The following is a 15,416-nucleotide window of genomic DNA, read 5'->3' on the forward strand; positions in this document are numbered from 1 at the left end:
GTCAAAATGGCCAGTTGAAGCTGGCGACCAGTGATAAAGGATAACGCTCCGGCTGCTGATAACAGCGAATGCTCTCGGCAACTAGCGGGGAACGCAGGTTGCTGGCGGAGAAAATCTCTTCGGCGGTCAGCCACAGGCAACGATCGATATCGCTGTCGTGCGGCTCGGTGGGCAACGGGCTTTCCAGTTCAATCACAAAGCTGAAGCGCAGAAACGGCGTGCTGTCCGGTGCGAGCCACTGATGCATGCGCAGGAACGCCTGCGGTGTGGCGCGAATGCCCGTTTCTTCCCACAGCTCGCGCTCGGCGGCCTGGATCAGCGTTTCATCCGCCTCCAAATGGCCTGCCGGCTGATTCCACAAGGCTTTGTGATTGATGGTTTCTTCGACGATCAAAAATTTACCGGCGGCATGAACCACGCAGGCAACGGTAACGTGTGGCTTGAACATAGCTGTTCCTCTAGTGGTTACAGCGAATCAAGGGTTTGCCATTCACCGGGCTGTAATGTACCCAAGGAAAGGTTTCCCATACTGTAGCGAATCAGGCGCAGGGTAGGGAAGCCGATATGCGCCGTCATGCGTCGCACCTGGCGGTTACGGCCTTCATACAAGGTGATTTTCAACCAGCAGGTGGGTATGGATTTGCGCTCGCGGATTGGCGGGTTGCGTGGCCATAACCACTGCGGCTCCTCCACAAGCTCCGCGCCAGCGGGCAAGGTTGGGCCATCTTTTAACGTCACGCCTGTGCGCAATTGCGCCAAATCGCTGTCCTGCGGCTCGCCTTCCACCTGCACGTAATACACCTTGCCGGTTCTTTTACCCGGTTGTGTCAGTTGAGCCTGCAACTTGCCGTCATTGGTAAGCACCAGTAAACCTTCGCTGTCGCGATCGAGGCGCCCGGCCGCATAGACGTCGGTAAAGGGGATAAAGGCTTTCAGCGTGGTACGCCCGGATTCGTCGGTAAACTGCGGCAATACATCAAAAGGTTTGTTGAATAACACGATTCGGCGCGGCCCCTGCGGCGCTGCGCGAGCGGCGGGTTTGGCTGGGCTGAATCGTTTAACTCGGTGATTTTTAACAGGGAATTTATTCATAGTCGTTGATATTACGGATGATAGGCGCATTATAACCGAATCCGTTTCGGATTGGCGCGGACTGAATATTCAAGTAGTATTGACACGCATCTTACAAAGCATTAACAAAAATTGCGCTTGAAGAATGAAGGAGAGGTTGATGGAAAGCAAAGTAGTTGTTCCGGCAGAAGGTAAAAAGATTACGGTTGATGCCCAGGGTAAACTGGTTGTTCCGCCTAACCCGATCATCCCGTTCATCGAAGGTGACGGTATTGGTGTCGATGTTACCCCTGCTATGATTCACGTGGTTGATGCAGCAGTAAAAAAAGCCTACCACGGTGAACGTAAAATCTCTTGGATGGAGATTTATACCGGTGAGAAATCCACCCACGTTTATGGGAAAGACGTGTGGCTGCCGGACGAAACACTGAGTCTTATCCGTGACTACCGCGTTGCTATCAAAGGCCCATTGACCACTCCGGTTGGTGGCGGCATCCGCTCCCTGAACGTTGCCCTGCGCCAGCAGCTCGACTTGTACGTGTGCCTTCGCCCGGTGCGTTACTACCAGGGCACGCCAAGCCCGGTAAAACAGCCTGAACTGACTGATATGGTGATCTTCCGTGAAAACGCCGAAGACATCTACGCCGGTATCGAATGGAAAGCCGGTTCAGCAGAAGCTGATAAAGTGATCAAATTCCTGCGCGATGAAATGGGCGTGAAGAAAATTCGCTTCCCAGAGCAGTGCGGTATTGGCATCAAGCCATGTTCTGAAGAAGGCACCAAGCGCTTGGTGCGTGCGGCGATCGAATATGCGATCACCAACGACCGTGATTCTGTGACCCTGGTTCACAAAGGCAACATCATGAAGTTCACCGAAGGTGCCTTCAAAGATTGGGGCTACGAACTGGCACGTGAAGAGTTTGGTGGTGAACTGATCGACGGTGGCCCATGGCTGAAGATCAAGAACCCGAATACGGGCAAACAGATCGTGGTTAAAGACGTGATCGCCGATGCATTCTTGCAGCAAATCCTGCTGCGCCCGGCAGAATACGACGTTATCGCCTGTATGAACCTGAACGGTGACTACATTTCTGACGCCCTGGCCGCACAGGTTGGCGGTATCGGTATCGCCCCTGGTGCCAACATCGGTTCCGACTGTGCGCTGTTTGAAGCTACCCACGGCACCGCGCCTAAGTATGCTGGTCAGGATAAAGTGAACCCAGGTTCCATCATCCTGTCGGCTGAAATGATGCTGCGTCATATGGGCTGGTTCGAAGCGGCTGACCTGATTGTTAAGGGAATGGAAGGCGCAATCGCTGCCAAGACTGTGACCTATGACTTCGAACGCCTGATGGAAGGCGCTAAGCTGCTGAAATGCTCAGAGTTTGGCGACGCTATCGTTAAACACATGTAATGGTGTTTTGGCGTTAAATGATTACGGGAGCTTATGGCTCCCGTCTGTTTTTCCCCCTCCAAAAATTCTTCTACAAAACTCCTACAAAACTCTTCTACAAAACTGTACATAAAACAGGCGAATTTTACCCCCCAACGACCTTCCAATCCCTCCCTCGATCATCATTATAACGGTCAGTTTGACGCTGGGACTTATGCCCCAACAGATCTTTGGTATTCACTTTTTGTTCCCTGTACAGACGTTCAGCCAGCGAGCGGATTTCATGAAATGTGGGAGGAGTGCCTTTTTCCCAAGACAGTCCAGAGAGATCACGGATTTTTTTAAAACTGCTGCTTAATGTGTTGGGTTGAACTAATCCTCCACGTCTGGCCATTGATGTGTTGTGAGTGTAGTGAATCAGGTAAGGACTGACGATGTTGTCACGACATTGGGCTATTATCCGATCCAACGTCATGCCAATAGCGTCACAGTGGAGGGATAGCGGGATCGCTAGCTTCGCACCAGTTTTTATCTGCTCAACGTGCAGGTGACCATCCCAGATATCGGAAAACTGCATCTTGCTAATATCACCGACACGTTGACCGGTTATAAGACCCAGTAGCATTGCATTCCTCATGTACTCAAATGGTGGTTCAATAACAGCTAGAATGGCGTTAAATTCATCTAATACCATGCGTTCACGTCCTATTCTGTTGTAAGGGTTTTTAGTCGCTTCGGCAGGGTTATAACCCGGTGGCACTTCACCAGCGTGCTGGGCCTCTTTGAATACATCGATCAGCGTTGTGCGAACCACCTGGGCCATTCTGGAATAGCCCCTATTCTTGTAATCGTCCAAGATGTCGGCAATATCGCGGGTATCAACATCCTTAATCGGTTTTGTAGCCAATGCAGCCCGCATGGCTTTGACCGGGGCGATTTTTTGCTTCACGGTATTTTCCGTGATCTCTTTTGCATCTTTGCGTTCATCTTGGATTTTCAGATAACGATCGAGCCACGTCGAAACGCTTATGCTCCCGCCAACGGCGCGGCTCAACTTGTCACGAACAATCAGCGTGCTTCGCAATAACTGCTCTGCGAATCTGGCGTTTGCATCAATGGCAATTGCCGTGGCTTCGGCCTCATTGTCTCCTAACCCGTGTAATCTCTTTGTGATTGGGTGTTTATAGCGCCAGTATACTTTTTTTGTTCTTGGGTCTGTATAGCAAGAAAGACCCGGAACACTGATGTTGTATTTACGTGGTCTTGCCATCACTTAAAATCCTCAATAGGCGGGGATCGTCGCTTTTCTTAGTCTCAGGTTGGCAGGTCAATCCGGTGAATCGCGCCCCTTTTTCAACCCACCAGGAACGACCGGCTTTCTGCGGCGGTGGGTAAATCATCTTGTTTTTTGCGTAAGTCAAAAGGGTTGAGTAGGCCGGGGGCTTCTCCCCGAACTCTTCCTTTGCCCAGTCGGTGATACGTAGCAAACGAGCCATTGGTCATACCTCAACGATATAACCGGCCAGCAGATTAGCGTGCTGGCCGGTGTGGTTTTGATTTTTGGAAATCAGTTAGCGGACTTGCAGTGAACGGGGTCCGGTTTCGATATGCGCCCCTTTTATGTCAGTGCCGGCTATGATGGCTTTTTTCAGTTCATCCTTTTTAATCTTGTTGACGATCTCGGTATAAGACTCGACAAACTCATCCGGTAGTAACTCTTCGTCGTCAATCACAAGTGATGCCGAACCTTTACGTGCAGTAAAAGTATTTTTTGCAGTTTTCACGGAGTCAGAACCAGATGTTATAAGGCAGTCAAGTATGTATTTTTTCAGTAGATCGGCTTGGCCCTCCCAGCTTTTTTTTCGGGCCGCAAGGCGTTTAGCTTCTGAGTCACAAATTTCCGCTTGGCCCAAGAAACTACGTACGACTGACATAGTTGCATCAAGCTTATCTCCCAGCATGCCCTCAAGCCCTTCGAGCGTGTCCTTGATCATTTCCGGGGTCAGTTCGCCATCTTCCGCCAGCTCCTGCAGCTTTTTCATTTCGATAGCTAAATCTATGGTACGAGTGCTCATTCTGGTTTCTCCGCGTCAAACTTTGCCAAGCATTCTTTCTTGATTTCTTCCAGCCGATGTAAACGACTGTCTAAATAACTCGCAAGTTGGGTATCGCCAACCGCTTTAGCACTCTTGATGTGCGTGCCAATGGTGCGTGTGAGTGATGATGCAACCTGAGCAACTTCATTCTTGGTGACAGCAGAACGCATGGTTTCAGTATTTTTCGTGAACTTCTCATCAAGCTCTTTACGAAGGCGTACTGACTCCTCAGCCTTATCACTTGCATTTTTAATGCCATGCTCGATTGCATTTTCTTGCGAGTATTCGGCATCTTCGAACAGGCCCAAGTAAACGTCCGCACTGAAACCTAGTGACGAAAGGGCTTTTGTTGTGGCATCTGTCAGACTTTTCTTCGACGGTTCTTCTTCAACCGTCAACCCATATTTGCTGGAGTAGAGAGCCTTTGTGTGACCGTATGCAGTGATTTCGCCTCGTTGACCACCATATAGGTACCAGAGAGTGATTTTCATGGTGTGATTGAGAGATGTCATGATCGAGCCATCACCATCCCGCATGACCTTTTTCCCAGTTTCCCTGCCCGCATTATCGATTATGGGTTCCATCAGCGGTATGCCGCGGTCAAAGCGTTCTTCAACCACGTCCACCCCCCAACCAATACCGAACGGCCCAAAGATCTCAGTAGCCCTCATGTATTGGTATACGGGCTTAATGCTCGTTATTGAGCGAGTGACATCGCCTTTACCGTTGGTGGTATCTTGGCGCTTGGTGCGAGCAGGATCGGTGCGTTGAACCTGTTTCCATATTTTCAGGTTTTCAGCCGCGCTACCGGTCTTTGCTGCCAGTTCTTTTTCTAACTCATCAGCACGATTGCGGAGTTCCTCATGCGCGGCACCCAAATCAGCTAATGTAGATTGCGACTCAACGTTTACCGGTACCGTTGCAATATCTGGCGTTTTTGCCTCAGGTATTGGCGCTTTTGTATCGCTTTCAGGCTCTTTTGATGCAGTGCTTTGCTGTGCGCCTGTCAACCCTTCGATTGAGAATTTACTATTGCCAAGACTTTGCACCGCCAGTGGCTTTTCAGTCTGCTGTCCATAGTTCGCCAGTTCGGGGCATGCTGGATTGCCAGCTAAGCGGGATTTAACAAAGTGCAGGCGTTCATCGTCGTTATTGACCAATTTCAGGTTTTTCAGGCCCTCTGAAATAATGGCGTGCCTGGTGTCAACATCAACATTCAGAATGCCGACGATGACGCGAAAAGTTTTATTCCAGGCACGCCATACAGAATCGCGAGAAGCGATAATATCTTTGGCCTTTGTGACATCGGAAGCCTTGGCAGTGGCAGGGTGCTTGGACATGATCGATAGTGCAATGTGTTTTTCGAGAGCATCATAATCCGGTAACGTGGTGCTATCGTCAGTGCTGGTGCTGGTGCTGGTGCTGGTGCCAGACAGTTTATCGCGCTTGTCTGGGTTATCTGTCCAATCTCTGATGAATAGGGTAACTGCTCTGCGGCCTGGCTCTTGATTATCGAAATGTTTATGCAGACCTATAAGCATGTTGTTCAATCCTTCAACATGCATTTGCTTAACTGGGGGGTGTCCAGCCATGGCGTTTAGAATGTATTGGTTAAGGCGACCTTCGTATTCTTCACCGTCGGCATCGCCATTATCCAAATCATTCAGATAGTCACAGACTTGAGAAAACATATCCCCAGTAATGGGCGAGTTACCAAAAAGCAATACAGATGCTTGGCGTTCGCGAGGGCTGACTTTCATTAGATCAATGATTTCATCAGTATCATCATACACAGCACCATCATTTTCATGCACGGATTCACCGGCTAATAGCTGTTCGCCAAATTTTTTGACATCAGGCCATGATGTAAACGCTGGGGAATGTGCCTGGATCGCTTCAATCAATTTTTCCAACGATGCGACAGGCATCGTTTTTACTTGTGGAATACGGGGTAGGCCTTCAATGATGGCGCGTAATGTTGGGTCAGCTTCATCGTTGTTGATCATCTCAAATGCGTTCGACAGGTGTTCTTGATCCACTGTGTCGGGCCTGCTGCCGTACATCAGGACGTAAGTAACCCGAACATCTGTGGATAAATCGAATATTTTCTTTGTACTGGTGATTGGTGTCTCGCCATCATCATCAAGATCAGGCAATGGGATAGGCTCAAACTCTTTGGTTTCTTCGTTCCAACGGTTATGCTTCATCCAATATGAACTGAATTCATTAACGGCAGGGCGGGGCAATCCAACACGGTCAGCACAAATTTTAGGTTTAAAAAAATTGGCAGTTGAATCAGGAAATGCTTCCTCTAAAAGCATTGTTGCTTTCATTTCTGCTAATTTAATGTTTTTAGCTTCGATGGCAATAGCTAATGCAACAGTGCCATTTGCTGATGCTGATTTTTTGGGTAAGAACCCACAGGTAAATAAAGGCATTGGTCATCCCTCGCTTTTAGGTAGTAAAGATTTTATTTTTTCCTGAATGTCTTGAGCTTTTGATTGCGCCTCACGTAATACCGACTCTTTTTCCTCTTCTAACATGTTAATAGCAAGCGCAGTGAATTCTGAGTCGGGGATGTCCATCGATAATTGTGTCTCACACAAAACGATATTAATGACGTCCTTGTTGCGTATCGGTTTATAATCGAAAACATGCACGGTGAATTCACTTTGCCAGTTGTATTTTTGAGCAACGATATACAACGTGGTATTTATTGATTTTGGTAAATCTTGCATGGTTACCCCCATTTGCACTACAATTGCGGCGTCCGATGGCGTAAGCCATTGGTCATACCTCGCTGGAGTCGGTTTGGTCGCTGACTCCGCCGTTCCCGGATAACGTTAAGCCAGTAGACTGGCCCGCCTTGCGCGGGCCTTTTTACATCATATTGAAATGAACCCCATCGCCTTGGCGCCCCCACCAATTGTTAAAGGATGACGTGAGGTTCATTTCAATATCCCCACTATGTGCAGTGGGGAACATGTTCAACGCTTGCTGATAATTGAATCAACTTCATAACAGTTTCCGTTAAATATTCTCCTTTCGAAAATGACATGTTCGCACTCTTGTTTATTGTCATAGACTTCATAAACAACATCAGTACAAGGTGCATGAGCAGGGCAAACAGTTACAACCAATGCAAATAGTATTTCTTGCATATTAATCCCAAGTGTTAGCGTTTAAATTAAAGCGCACCGGTTACCGCGTGGTATTTCTGTTCGTCACCATCGCAATAAAATTCATAGCCGAAAGATTCAAAGCAAAATAGTAAATCCTCAATACAGGTTTTTGAATAATCCATTGGTCAAGCCTCGCATGGTTGTAAAATTTAACGTTGGTTACTTCTTTGGATTTGGAAGTAACGGATGTAATCGTCGAGAGACATCGTAATCAGAAAACGGGGTATCAACTACATTGTCTCCATCCAGCCCCGCAAATTCGTCGACACGGATAATGCTATGGGCCGGACGATTAGGTTGGCCAGCAACACGGCGAATAAAGGTTCCAGTTAATTCACCACTGCCAAAATGCGGCTTTATCAACACGCGCATGCCTGGTTTTAATGAAGTCGGTTTCATCAAGCATCCTTATCGCCATGGTTAATAGTTGCCGGTCTTTCCCGGCTGTCAGGTCCAGGGGGTAACGTCACCGCCCTCGCGCGGTCCCGTCTTTCCGGGGTGTCAGGTCATATCCTCGCTACCGGACTTTCCCGGTGGTCCGTAAGTGCATTGGTTGGAGGGTGTACGGATGTAACACAAAACCAGCCACTTACTGCCAGTGTTTTACACCACCGCTGGCTGGGTGTTGCCTGTCTTTTATCCACATCAAGCTCGGTGGTATCCTTACAGTTCTCACACCATAAGTAAGGAATAAAGATGGCTTTAACTACTAAATGCCCTAAATGTGATTCATCCTCTTTTGAACTGAACAGCAATACAAAAGTAAGCGGATGCCAGCACAAACTACACTTCATTCAATGCGCCGCATGTGGGGCGGCTATAAGTATCGTGAGTGATCGGCACAATGGAATTCTTGAAGGAATCGCTAAGAAGCTTGGGCTTCGCTAGGAGTCGATTCACTGAAAAGCGCTTCAAACGCAATTCTGATTTCCAGAGCCAGTTCTACCGCTGGCTCTTTCACTAAGCCTATGCGCGGATCGATAATTTTTTCTTTTAGCAATTCTGCGGCAATTATCTGAATCTCTATTGGCAGATCTCGAAATTTCACTTTCTCTCTCCTGTTGTCGGTCGACATTGGTCACTACCTCGCGCCGTTATCGCCCGGCTGGCGGAACGTACTACCTACCTGATCAGCATGCTGTGCCGTGAATTTAGCTGGCTGGGGTGTGGTAATCTGGATTTCCCACCCCTGCGTGATAGATTTCGGTTCTCCATCACCCCAACCGGCTAAAAATTTTCGCGATTCACCCGGTGTTTCATACGCTCGCCGGTAGCTACTTCGTGGGCTTTCCTTGCCTTATCGCGTTGGCTGCTTGCCTTTGATGTGATTAATTAAACCATTAGTTTAAATTAAATACAACCATTGGAGTTAAAATATTTAAACCATAGGTTTTAACTTGATGATTTTTTGACGAAAAAAACCGACATAAGTCGGCTTAATGGGAAGGGGTGGTGTTACTTGTCTTTCTTTGCTTGCATTATTTCATCAAGATTTCGTGATTTTAGTAATTCCTTGAATAACTTATCGTAATCTTCAACTCTCACATGCAGTGCTGCTATATGGCTGTCTTTTTCGCTCTCCGGCAGTCTGTCAAACAGTTTTAGAAGGATCTTATGCCTGTCATTCAGTTCGGCCGGGTTGTAATCATCCTCTACTGGCACTGAACTCTCTGACGATTCATCACCCAATAACCAAGTTAGAGAGACACCAAAAGCCTCAGCAATCTTTATGGCTGATTCTTTACTGATATTCCCTGTAGTGAACCACTTACCGGCCGCTTGCGGCGTTATTTCGCAAATCCTCGCCAGCCCAGATTTATTCACCCCAGATCGTTTCATCAAAACATTAAGTCGCTCCGCTAGGGGCGGTGGCATCAAAGATTTTTCTTTTTTCATATCAACAGTATAAGCCATAGGTTGTGAATCAAAAACAACCTAATGGTTGCTTTTTTATTAATCCTAAGGTTTAATCATTAATTGTAATTAACACTGAGGTTTAATCATGAAAAAAACTGCACTACAGCGCGCCATCGACGCCGCAGGATCTTTACGGGGTTTTGCGGCGCAATTAGAGATTTCGGAGCAATCCGTTTGTCGGTGGAAAAATAAGTACAAAGGTAATGTGCCTTCGGGGCGGGTATTGAAGGTTTACGAACTTACAGGGATTACCCCGCATGAGTTGAGACCTGATTTATACCCAAACCCTACTGACGGCCTGCCACCAGGACAATCTACGCAACAAGGAGTTTAAGAGCTGATTTATGGAAATCAAACACGAGCAGGTACGCAACACATTACGGGCATGGGCTGCAGAGGTTGGACAGCGCCGTATAGCTGAATTGGTAACCGCTGCATATCACCAGCGCAGCATGGCCGTTCCGCGCCTGGGCATCATTGAGCGTGCTGACGGCACGATTGATTTTGACGCCTGGCACAACAACAAACAACAGCTTTTCCGCTGGCTGGACGGCGACACAGCGCGGGCGAAGCAGAACATCATGGATTTGTTACCGGCGATCCTGGATGCAATGCCGTCAACGTTACGGGCCCAAATGGTGGCAGGGAACAGCATTGAGTATCTGGCAACCCGTGCATTGAAAGAGCACCAAGACGCGATTACGGCCGCGCTGCTGCATGCGCCTCTGGCTGTATTCGATCGTGAGTGTGATGAGGCTGAACGTGAGTTCGCGAGATTCCGGCAGGTAGCCAGAACGCACCTGCACTAAGTAAGCGAGGAATGACCAATGAGCAATTCAATATTCAATAAAAACAAAACTAGCGCCAGAGTATTGGCGCTAAAGAAAGAAAATTCATTTCGGAAACGTATTGCCAGAAATATTGCTTGGTACGTTCTCAAATGGCTTATGCCTGAGCTTTTTGCACCTCCAGGAGTTGTTTCAATAATTCAGTTGTGGAATCTGAGTCGAGAAGATACTCGGAAAGAGATGGCATCAATGCAATCTCAGTACCTGGTGGATAGCTTTCAAGAGCGGTCACCTCCAGGCAAACACGTGTTTTACCGGTATTAGCATCTCTCGTTACTACTGGATTAGTAGCAATAAATTGATTTTTAACAGTCATGTCGAACCTCCCTTGGTTCCTTAGGTGTAGGAACCGCGAGGATATACCAGGGGAAGGTTCGGCACCAAATATGGGTGAAAACCAATGGCTAATTTCACAAAAGAACAGGTAGAGGCACAGATTCGCGATCAGTTGGTTCGTGATGGTTTCAGTCTTGATGTTGCGCGTTCGGCAGCATTACGCGTTCGGCAGCATTACGCGGTGCTGATCATTACAGCGATCGGCCAAATGCGACGATCGCTAGCAGTTTGGCGGTTGCTAAAACCTATGCCAAGCCATTAAAGCGGGTTAAGGGTAAGCCCGCAATCAAAACGGCAAGGGGGCGTAGAAATTAAATCGGATCTTTAAATCTGGCTTCTACATCTAACGTTGGGAAATGTTTGGTTTTTTCGTATGCGATCTTCAATGCATCAATAAGAGCAGGTATTTCCTCAATAGGAATAGCAACAGAACGGTAGTCATCAGGCATTGGATCGGACGATTGATAGTCGAACTCTTGCTCAGTTCTGTCGATCACCAGGCTAAGTCTATCAGACGATGCGCCAATGCATATCTGAGGCTTATGTTTTACAACCAAAATATCCATCATGGTTATCTCACTGAAATTAACGAAATAATTAGGCGGCAGTATGCGGGACTTCGCAAAAGTATCACCAACATTTTGGATCGGCAAGACCCATAGGAAACTACGGGATGCTGGTGCTGAAGCATTGGTGGTGTCGCTTTATCTTTTAACATCCCCACACGCCCACATGATGGGGCTTTATTACTTACCGCTTCTTTATATCGCTCATGAAACTGGTTTGGGCTTCGAAGGGGCTTCAAAGGGGCTTAAAAGGGCGGAAGATGCGGGTTTTTGCTACTACGACACCGATACCGAGATGGTGTGGGTGCCTGGAATGGCCCATGAACAAATTGGTAAGCGATTAAAGCCCACAGATAAGCAATGTAAAGGGGTGCAAAATGCTTATAACACGCTCCCTGAAAATCCTTATTTATCAATGTTTTTTGATATGTATCGGGATGATTATCACCTTGTCGGGCGACGGGGGAATACGCAAATAATTGATGGAAATAACGAAGGGGCATCGAAGGGGCTTCCGAGATCCTTGGAAGCAAGAGAAGGAGAAGGAGAAGAGAAGGATAAAGAGAAGGAAAAAGAAAAAGAGAAAAAAGCCCCCCCCCAACCCCCCAAGGGGGGGAGCGGGAAGGAGTTTGATTTTAATTCTCTTGAACTACCTGAATGGCTATCACCTGAGATTTGGTGTCAGTGGGGTGAATTCTGCGTTGAGCTGGGGAAACCCTTAAAAACCCAGCGAGGGGCAATAGCCTGCATTGAGCGATTGGATGAGTTCCGGCAACAAGGACATACACCGGAGTCCGTGATATTGCACACAATTGCGAATGACTGGAAAACATTGTCGCCGCCCCACCTGGTGAATCAGGAACGCAGTTTTATTGATTACGATGGTTCTTTTGCCCGGTTAATTATATCCAGCAAGAAGCCAAAAAATAAGGCTGAGGAAATGGCCAAATCGAATTACTCAAAAGCTCGCTTGGGTTTATCACATGACACCACATGCCGTATCGCATGGAGGGGTTATCTGTACCAGGCCTACAAAGAAACCGGCGAACAGCCGTACACAGGAGATTAAATGGAAACGATAAATATCAACCGGGTGGTCATCTGCGATTACTGCGGTAAACCAGCAGAACTGACGCGAGGGTTTGAGATTTACCCGCAGCGCCGAGATTTAGCAAAGCATTATTTTTGGTCATGCTCGCCGTGTGGTGCGTATGTCGGTTGCCACCGTGACAGCGACGCATTGCCGCTTGGTCGTTTGGCTAACGCGCAACTGCGGGCGGCAAAACGCTTGGCTCATGCGGCGTTCGATCCGTTGTGGCAGGAATTCGGTATGAAACGCGCTGACGCGTATCAGTGGCTTGCTGAGAGCCTGGGAATTCCCGGTTCAGAATGCCACATCGGGATGTTTGATGTTGACCAGTGCAGGAGAGTGCAGCGACTGGCCACCGATTATAAAAATTCGCTGTAAGTGCGAGGTATGACCAATGACCAGAATTACGACCAAGCAATTTGTTGATGCTATCCAGGGAAAAAATCTCTCCACGAATGAGATTTACGCCCTGATCAAAACACTCCACCCAGAAAGTGGCATGAACCGGGAACAGGTCCGGATTCGTCTGCGTTCAATGCTCCGTTCACCCAACGTCGAGCTGGTACGAACGGGGCAGGGGAACATGGCCCGCTATCTGCTGATAAGTACCACAGCATGCTTTATCGAAATGGGCGATGCCAACTACCGGGCAAGTGGCAAGGGCACGAAGAAAATTAAGACAACATGGTGTTTCAGTGATGCCGAATTGAAGTTTTGCCACCTGCATAAGTTGTTCGATCGGTTGCTCTCAGATGTTAGAGGGGGAATGACAAATGTCGTTAGAAATTAACCGTCTGATAAACGAACGCCGTATCCCGATGGATGATGGCCGTGACTACTGCAAGACGATCATTGATGGCTGGAATTCGGCAGCGCGGGCCCGCTCAAGAGCCTGCTATCAACAGCCAGCAAAACCGGTTGAAGTCATTGCTCCACAGCTCAGTTCCGGCGCGATCGTCAAAATCGGCAATCGGAATATGTACAGTCGCCGGGTGCTGACTGGGATTTATCAGCTTCACCTTTCCGGCAGAACGCCTGGGCAATTGCCATGATGCTGAGAATGCCATTCTACCGTGTGGAGCATCTGCTGAAACGAGGTACACCGGTTCGCCGCGAAATTTACATGAGCGTGGCGGCAACTCCATTGCCAACCGAAGCGGAAATATTGCGCCGCTTAGCTGCTGAGTCTAAGGCATAAGGATTTCATCATGAGTGAATTAGTTTTGAGCGAGGGCTTTTTTGCCCCGGCATCTACCGACCTGATTGATAACCTGCTCGGTCAGTACAAGCAACTGCGCACGGATATAGAAATGATGTCTGGCATCGTGTCTACCCATACGGCATCTGTACACCATTTTATCAATGGCAATGGTCTTAAGCAGGGCCGGTGCATGCCTAGTGTTTCCGAAGTTTTTAAAGTCGACGGCGCGATCGCCAGCCTGAATGCTGATTTTTGGCAAAAGGCTCTGAATCTCACTGATGTATACGAATACATGCCTCAAAAGCGTCGTGACGAATGGAACGAACAGATCAGCGAAATGAAAACACCGGATTTCGAGGAAGAAACCGCACGCCCGACAATCATGGAGCTGCTCAATTCACGGCAAAAATTCTTTGGTGAACGGGTCGATGGTATTTTCCGGGCGCTGTCTGGTGAGCATGTGACAAACCGCCCTGAGGGGTTCGGCAAGCGCATGATCATTGCAGGCGTTCGTAACAGCTATGACACCATTAACTATTCGGTTGCCGGTTATATTCATGATCTGCGGCAGGTGGTTGCCAAATTTATGGGGCGTGATGAACCCCGGCACGGTTCCACCGAAGCAATGATAAAACAGGCATATCGGCAGACAGGCACCTGGTTAACGATTGATGGTGGGGCTTTGCGGATCCGTTGTTACCTCAAGGGGACTGCTCATTTTGAAGTTCACCCTGAAATGGCATGGCGCCTGAATTGCGTATTGGCGAGCATGTTCCCAACGGCGATCCCGCCAGAATTCCGCCAAAAGCCGAAAAAGAAGCTTAAAGACTTCGAAATGATTTTACGGCCTTTGCCATTTGCCGTTATCGCCGAGCTGGTTGCCCTGCGTAAAGCACCTACCGGTTATTGGGGCGGTTGGTCTGGCCGTGATTGGAAGGCTGGGCTGACTGAAAATAAAAACAGCCGCCAATTCGGGCAAGGTGATTTTGATAAATTTGCCAGAGCGGAAGCTGAAAGAGTGCTCATTTCTATCGGGGCCTCAAAGATGCGTCAGGCTCACAGTGTTTGGTTTGAGTTTGACTATGACCCTACGGATGTGATTGGCGAGATCGTCGCGTCAGGGTGCATCCCAGACCAGAAATCCCACCAATTCTACCCAACACCTGAAAGTCTGGCGATCCGTTGCGTTGAGGCTGCACAAATCGGGCCTAACCACTCATGCCTTGAACCAAGCGCAGGTCTGGGCGGGATAGCCGACTTCCTGCCCAAAGAAAAAACAACCTGCGTTGAGATCTCTGTTCTGAATTGCAAGGTTTTGGAAGAAAAGGGGCATCGTGTTGTTAATGCCGATTTCATCCAATGGGCTGAGCAAGGCGGATGTTTCGACCGGATCGTTATGAACCCGCCGTTCAGCGAAGGCCGAGCACTGGCACATGTGGTTGCTGCTGCATCGTTGACAAAATCCGGTAGCCGGTTGGTTGCCATCCTGCCGGAAGGAATGAAGGGGAAAGATATTTTACCCGGTTGGGACGTGAGTTGGTCTGAACCTATCAGCAATGAGTTCGCTGGCACAAGCATTTCAGTAGTGATCTTGGCTGCGGTGCGGAGGGATTAACTCCATGAAGAAGCTATCTATCGGGGCATGGATATTTTTCGTCTGTAATTTTACCGCGCTGGTGGCATGTATTTGCATGCTGGTGGTGTACGCATGAATGT

The 15,416-nt window shown here is 48.4% G+C and carries 22 protein-coding genes; 9 read left to right on the forward strand and 13 right to left on the reverse strand.

Translation table 11 applies throughout. The features are described 5' to 3' along the window. Position 1: 1 nt before the first annotated feature. Both ACX9GT_RS11515 and rluE read right to left on the reverse strand, forming a co-directional pair. Positions 2 to 448, reverse strand: coding sequence for an NUDIX hydrolase (locus ACX9GT_RS11515; RefSeq protein ID WP_473191184.1), 447 nt, complete (start codon positions 446 to 448; stop codon positions 2 to 4). Positions 449 to 465: 17 nt separating this feature from the next. Continuing rightward, positions 466 to 1,092 carry a 23S rRNA pseudouridine(2457) synthase RluE gene (gene rluE / locus ACX9GT_RS11520; protein ID WP_473191185.1) on the reverse strand — a complete coding sequence of 209 codons (627 nt, stop codon included), beginning with the start codon at positions 1,090 to 1,092 and terminating at the stop codon, positions 466 to 468. A gap of 139 nt (positions 1,093 to 1,231) precedes the next feature. On the opposite strand from rluE, the gene icd reads away from it, so the two are divergent. Beyond that, positions 1,232 to 2,485 carry an NADP-dependent isocitrate dehydrogenase gene (gene icd, locus ACX9GT_RS11525; protein WP_473191186.1) on the forward strand — a complete coding sequence of 418 codons (1,254 nt, stop codon included), beginning with the start codon at positions 1,232 to 1,234 and terminating at the stop codon, positions 2,483 to 2,485. 124 nt (positions 2,486 to 2,609) lie between these two features. Here icd and ACX9GT_RS11530 read toward each other — a convergent pair whose 3' ends face one another. The 9 genes from ACX9GT_RS11530 to ACX9GT_RS11570 all read right to left on the reverse strand — a co-directional run bounded on the left by ACX9GT_RS11530 (position 2,610) and on the right by ACX9GT_RS11570 (position 9,638). After that, positions 2,610 to 3,734 (reverse strand): phage integrase Arm DNA-binding domain-containing protein, encoded by a 1,125-nt coding sequence (locus ACX9GT_RS11530; RefSeq protein WP_473191187.1) that lies wholly within the window; start codon positions 3,732 to 3,734, stop codon positions 2,610 to 2,612. Then, positions 3,718 to 3,960: an excisionase gene (locus ACX9GT_RS11535; protein WP_473191188.1), complete on the reverse strand. Its 243-nt coding sequence runs from the start codon at positions 3,958 to 3,960 to the stop codon at positions 3,718 to 3,720. The genes ACX9GT_RS11530 and ACX9GT_RS11535 overlap by 17 nt, the downstream gene beginning before the upstream one ends. A 75-nt stretch (positions 3,961 to 4,035) precedes the next feature. After that, entirely contained in the window at positions 4,036 to 4,539 is a 504-nt protein-coding gene (locus tag ACX9GT_RS11540; protein ID WP_473191189.1) for a siphovirus Gp157 family protein, read from the reverse strand. Beyond that, positions 4,536 to 6,998: a hypothetical protein gene (locus ACX9GT_RS11545; RefSeq protein ID WP_473191190.1), complete on the reverse strand. Its 2,463-nt coding sequence runs from the start codon at positions 6,996 to 6,998 to the stop codon at positions 4,536 to 4,538. The genes ACX9GT_RS11540 and ACX9GT_RS11545 overlap by 4 nt, the downstream gene beginning before the upstream one ends. Before the next feature lie 3 nt (positions 6,999 to 7,001). Further along, on the reverse strand, positions 7,002 to 7,298 hold the full coding sequence (locus ACX9GT_RS11550) for a hypothetical protein (RefSeq protein WP_473191191.1): 297 nt from the start codon (positions 7,296 to 7,298) through the stop codon (positions 7,002 to 7,004). 249 nt (positions 7,299 to 7,547) lie between these two features. Further along, positions 7,548 to 7,721 carry a DUF1482 family protein gene (locus ACX9GT_RS11555; RefSeq protein ID WP_473191192.1) on the reverse strand — a complete coding sequence of 58 codons (174 nt, stop codon included), beginning with the start codon at positions 7,719 to 7,721 and terminating at the stop codon, positions 7,548 to 7,550. Positions 7,722 to 7,901: 180 nt separating this feature from the next. Next, positions 7,902 to 8,141, reverse strand: a complete 240-nt coding sequence (locus ACX9GT_RS11560) for a hypothetical protein (RefSeq protein WP_473191193.1) — start codon at positions 8,139 to 8,141, stop codon at positions 7,902 to 7,904. A gap of 466 nt (positions 8,142 to 8,607) precedes the next feature. Continuing rightward, a complete protein-coding gene (locus ACX9GT_RS11565; RefSeq protein ID WP_473191194.1) occupies positions 8,608 to 8,817 on the reverse strand; it encodes a hypothetical protein in 210 nt (69 codons plus the stop codon). Positions 8,818 to 9,197: 380 nt separating this feature from the next. Next, positions 9,198 to 9,638, reverse strand: a complete 441-nt coding sequence (locus ACX9GT_RS11570) for a helix-turn-helix domain-containing protein (protein WP_473191195.1) — start codon at positions 9,636 to 9,638, stop codon at positions 9,198 to 9,200. 106 nt (positions 9,639 to 9,744) lie between these two features. Between ACX9GT_RS11570 and ACX9GT_RS11575 the strand changes: the two genes are divergently transcribed. Both ACX9GT_RS11575 and ACX9GT_RS11580 read left to right on the forward strand, forming a co-directional pair. Beyond that, the gene (locus ACX9GT_RS11575) at positions 9,745 to 9,993 is read left to right on the forward strand and encodes a YdaS family helix-turn-helix protein (RefSeq protein WP_473191196.1); all 249 of its coding nucleotides are present in this window, start codon (positions 9,745 to 9,747) and stop codon (positions 9,991 to 9,993) included. A 10-nt stretch (positions 9,994 to 10,003) separates the two neighbouring features. Further along, positions 10,004 to 10,468, forward strand: a complete 465-nt coding sequence (locus tag ACX9GT_RS11580; RefSeq protein WP_473191197.1) for a toxin YdaT family protein — start codon at positions 10,004 to 10,006, stop codon at positions 10,466 to 10,468. 136 nt (positions 10,469 to 10,604) lie between these two features. Here ACX9GT_RS11580 and ACX9GT_RS11585 read toward each other — a convergent pair whose 3' ends face one another. Further along, positions 10,605 to 10,823, reverse strand: a complete 219-nt coding sequence (locus tag ACX9GT_RS11585) for a hypothetical protein (RefSeq protein ID WP_473191198.1) — start codon at positions 10,821 to 10,823, stop codon at positions 10,605 to 10,607. Positions 10,824 to 10,907: 84 nt separating this feature from the next. Between ACX9GT_RS11585 and ACX9GT_RS11590 the strand changes: the two genes are divergently transcribed. Beyond that, a complete protein-coding gene (locus ACX9GT_RS11590) occupies positions 10,908 to 11,105 on the forward strand; it encodes a hypothetical protein (RefSeq protein ID WP_473191199.1) in 198 nt (65 codons plus the stop codon). Between the two features lie 49 nt (positions 11,106 to 11,154). Here ACX9GT_RS11590 and ACX9GT_RS11595 read toward each other — a convergent pair whose 3' ends face one another. Beyond that, positions 11,155 to 11,412, reverse strand: a complete 258-nt coding sequence (locus ACX9GT_RS11595) for a hypothetical protein (RefSeq protein ID WP_473191200.1) — start codon at positions 11,410 to 11,412, stop codon at positions 11,155 to 11,157. Positions 11,413 to 11,452: 40 nt separating this feature from the next. Between ACX9GT_RS11595 and ACX9GT_RS11600 the strand changes: the two genes are divergently transcribed. From ACX9GT_RS11600 to ACX9GT_RS11620, 5 genes are all read left to right on the forward strand, one after another. After that, positions 11,453 to 12,478: a hypothetical protein gene (locus tag ACX9GT_RS11600; RefSeq protein ID WP_473191201.1), complete on the forward strand. Its 1,026-nt coding sequence runs from the start codon at positions 11,453 to 11,455 to the stop codon at positions 12,476 to 12,478. Further along, positions 12,479 to 12,877, forward strand: a complete 399-nt coding sequence (locus tag ACX9GT_RS11605; protein ID WP_473191202.1) for a zinc-finger-containing protein — start codon at positions 12,479 to 12,481, stop codon at positions 12,875 to 12,877. A 16-nt stretch (positions 12,878 to 12,893) separates the two neighbouring features. After that, complete coding sequence (locus tag ACX9GT_RS11610; protein WP_473191203.1) at positions 12,894 to 13,289, forward strand: hypothetical protein; 396 nt, start codon at positions 12,894 to 12,896, stop codon at positions 13,287 to 13,289. Continuing rightward, positions 13,273 to 13,551, forward strand: coding sequence for a hypothetical protein (locus ACX9GT_RS11615; protein WP_473191204.1), 279 nt, complete (start codon positions 13,273 to 13,275; stop codon positions 13,549 to 13,551). Before ACX9GT_RS11610 ends, ACX9GT_RS11615 begins: the two co-directional genes overlap by 17 nt. Positions 13,552 to 13,707: 156 nt before the next feature. Beyond that, positions 13,708 to 15,315, forward strand: a complete 1,608-nt coding sequence (locus ACX9GT_RS11620; protein WP_473191205.1) for a DUF4942 domain-containing protein — start codon at positions 13,708 to 13,710, stop codon at positions 15,313 to 15,315. Positions 15,316 to 15,416 lie beyond the last annotated feature (101 nt).

It is taken from the genome of Serratia sp. YWN4 (assembly GCF_055790845.1).

Coding starts and splice junctions, on each gene's coding strand:
- ACX9GT_RS11515 (WP_473191184.1), bottom strand. CDS start 448: ATGTTCAAGCCACACGTTACCGTTGCCTGCGTGGTTCATGCCGCCGGT.
- rluE (WP_473191185.1), bottom strand. CDS start 1,092: ATGAATAAATTCCCTGTTAAAAATCACCGAGTTAAACGATTCAGCCCA.
- icd (WP_473191186.1), top strand. CDS start 1,232: ATGGAAAGCAAAGTAGTTGTTCCGGCAGAAGGTAAAAAGATTACGGTT.
- ACX9GT_RS11530 (WP_473191187.1), bottom strand. CDS start 3,734: ATGGCAAGACCACGTAAATACAACATCAGTGTTCCGGGTCTTTCTTGC.
- ACX9GT_RS11535 (WP_473191188.1), bottom strand. CDS start 3,960: ATGGCTCGTTTGCTACGTATCACCGACTGGGCAAAGGAAGAGTTCGGG.
- ACX9GT_RS11540 (WP_473191189.1), bottom strand. CDS start 4,539: ATGAGCACTCGTACCATAGATTTAGCTATCGAAATGAAAAAGCTGCAG.
- ACX9GT_RS11545 (WP_473191190.1), bottom strand. CDS start 6,998: ATGCCTTTATTTACCTGTGGGTTCTTACCCAAAAAATCAGCATCAGCA.
- ACX9GT_RS11550 (WP_473191191.1), bottom strand. CDS start 7,298: ATGCAAGATTTACCAAAATCAATAAATACCACGTTGTATATCGTTGCT.
- ACX9GT_RS11555 (WP_473191192.1), bottom strand. CDS start 7,721: ATGCAAGAAATACTATTTGCATTGGTTGTAACTGTTTGCCCTGCTCAT.
- ACX9GT_RS11560 (WP_473191193.1), bottom strand. CDS start 8,141: ATGAAACCGACTTCATTAAAACCAGGCATGCGCGTGTTGATAAAGCCG.
- ACX9GT_RS11565 (WP_473191194.1), bottom strand. CDS start 8,817: ATGTCGACCGACAACAGGAGAGAGAAAGTGAAATTTCGAGATCTGCCA.
- ACX9GT_RS11570 (WP_473191195.1), bottom strand. CDS start 9,638: ATGAAAAAAGAAAAATCTTTGATGCCACCGCCCCTAGCGGAGCGACTT.
- ACX9GT_RS11575 (WP_473191196.1), top strand. CDS start 9,745: ATGAAAAAAACTGCACTACAGCGCGCCATCGACGCCGCAGGATCTTTA.
- ACX9GT_RS11580 (WP_473191197.1), top strand. CDS start 10,004: ATGGAAATCAAACACGAGCAGGTACGCAACACATTACGGGCATGGGCT.
- ACX9GT_RS11585 (WP_473191198.1), bottom strand. CDS start 10,823: ATGACTGTTAAAAATCAATTTATTGCTACTAATCCAGTAGTAACGAGA.
- ACX9GT_RS11590 (WP_473191199.1), top strand. CDS start 10,908: ATGGCTAATTTCACAAAAGAACAGGTAGAGGCACAGATTCGCGATCAG.
- ACX9GT_RS11595 (WP_473191200.1), bottom strand. CDS start 11,412: ATGATGGATATTTTGGTTGTAAAACATAAGCCTCAGATATGCATTGGC.
- ACX9GT_RS11600 (WP_473191201.1), top strand. CDS start 11,453: ATGCGGGACTTCGCAAAAGTATCACCAACATTTTGGATCGGCAAGACC.
- ACX9GT_RS11605 (WP_473191202.1), top strand. CDS start 12,479: ATGGAAACGATAAATATCAACCGGGTGGTCATCTGCGATTACTGCGGT.
- ACX9GT_RS11610 (WP_473191203.1), top strand. CDS start 12,894: ATGACCAGAATTACGACCAAGCAATTTGTTGATGCTATCCAGGGAAAA.
- ACX9GT_RS11615 (WP_473191204.1), top strand. CDS start 13,273: ATGTCGTTAGAAATTAACCGTCTGATAAACGAACGCCGTATCCCGATG.
- ACX9GT_RS11620 (WP_473191205.1), top strand. CDS start 13,708: ATGAGTGAATTAGTTTTGAGCGAGGGCTTTTTTGCCCCGGCATCTACC.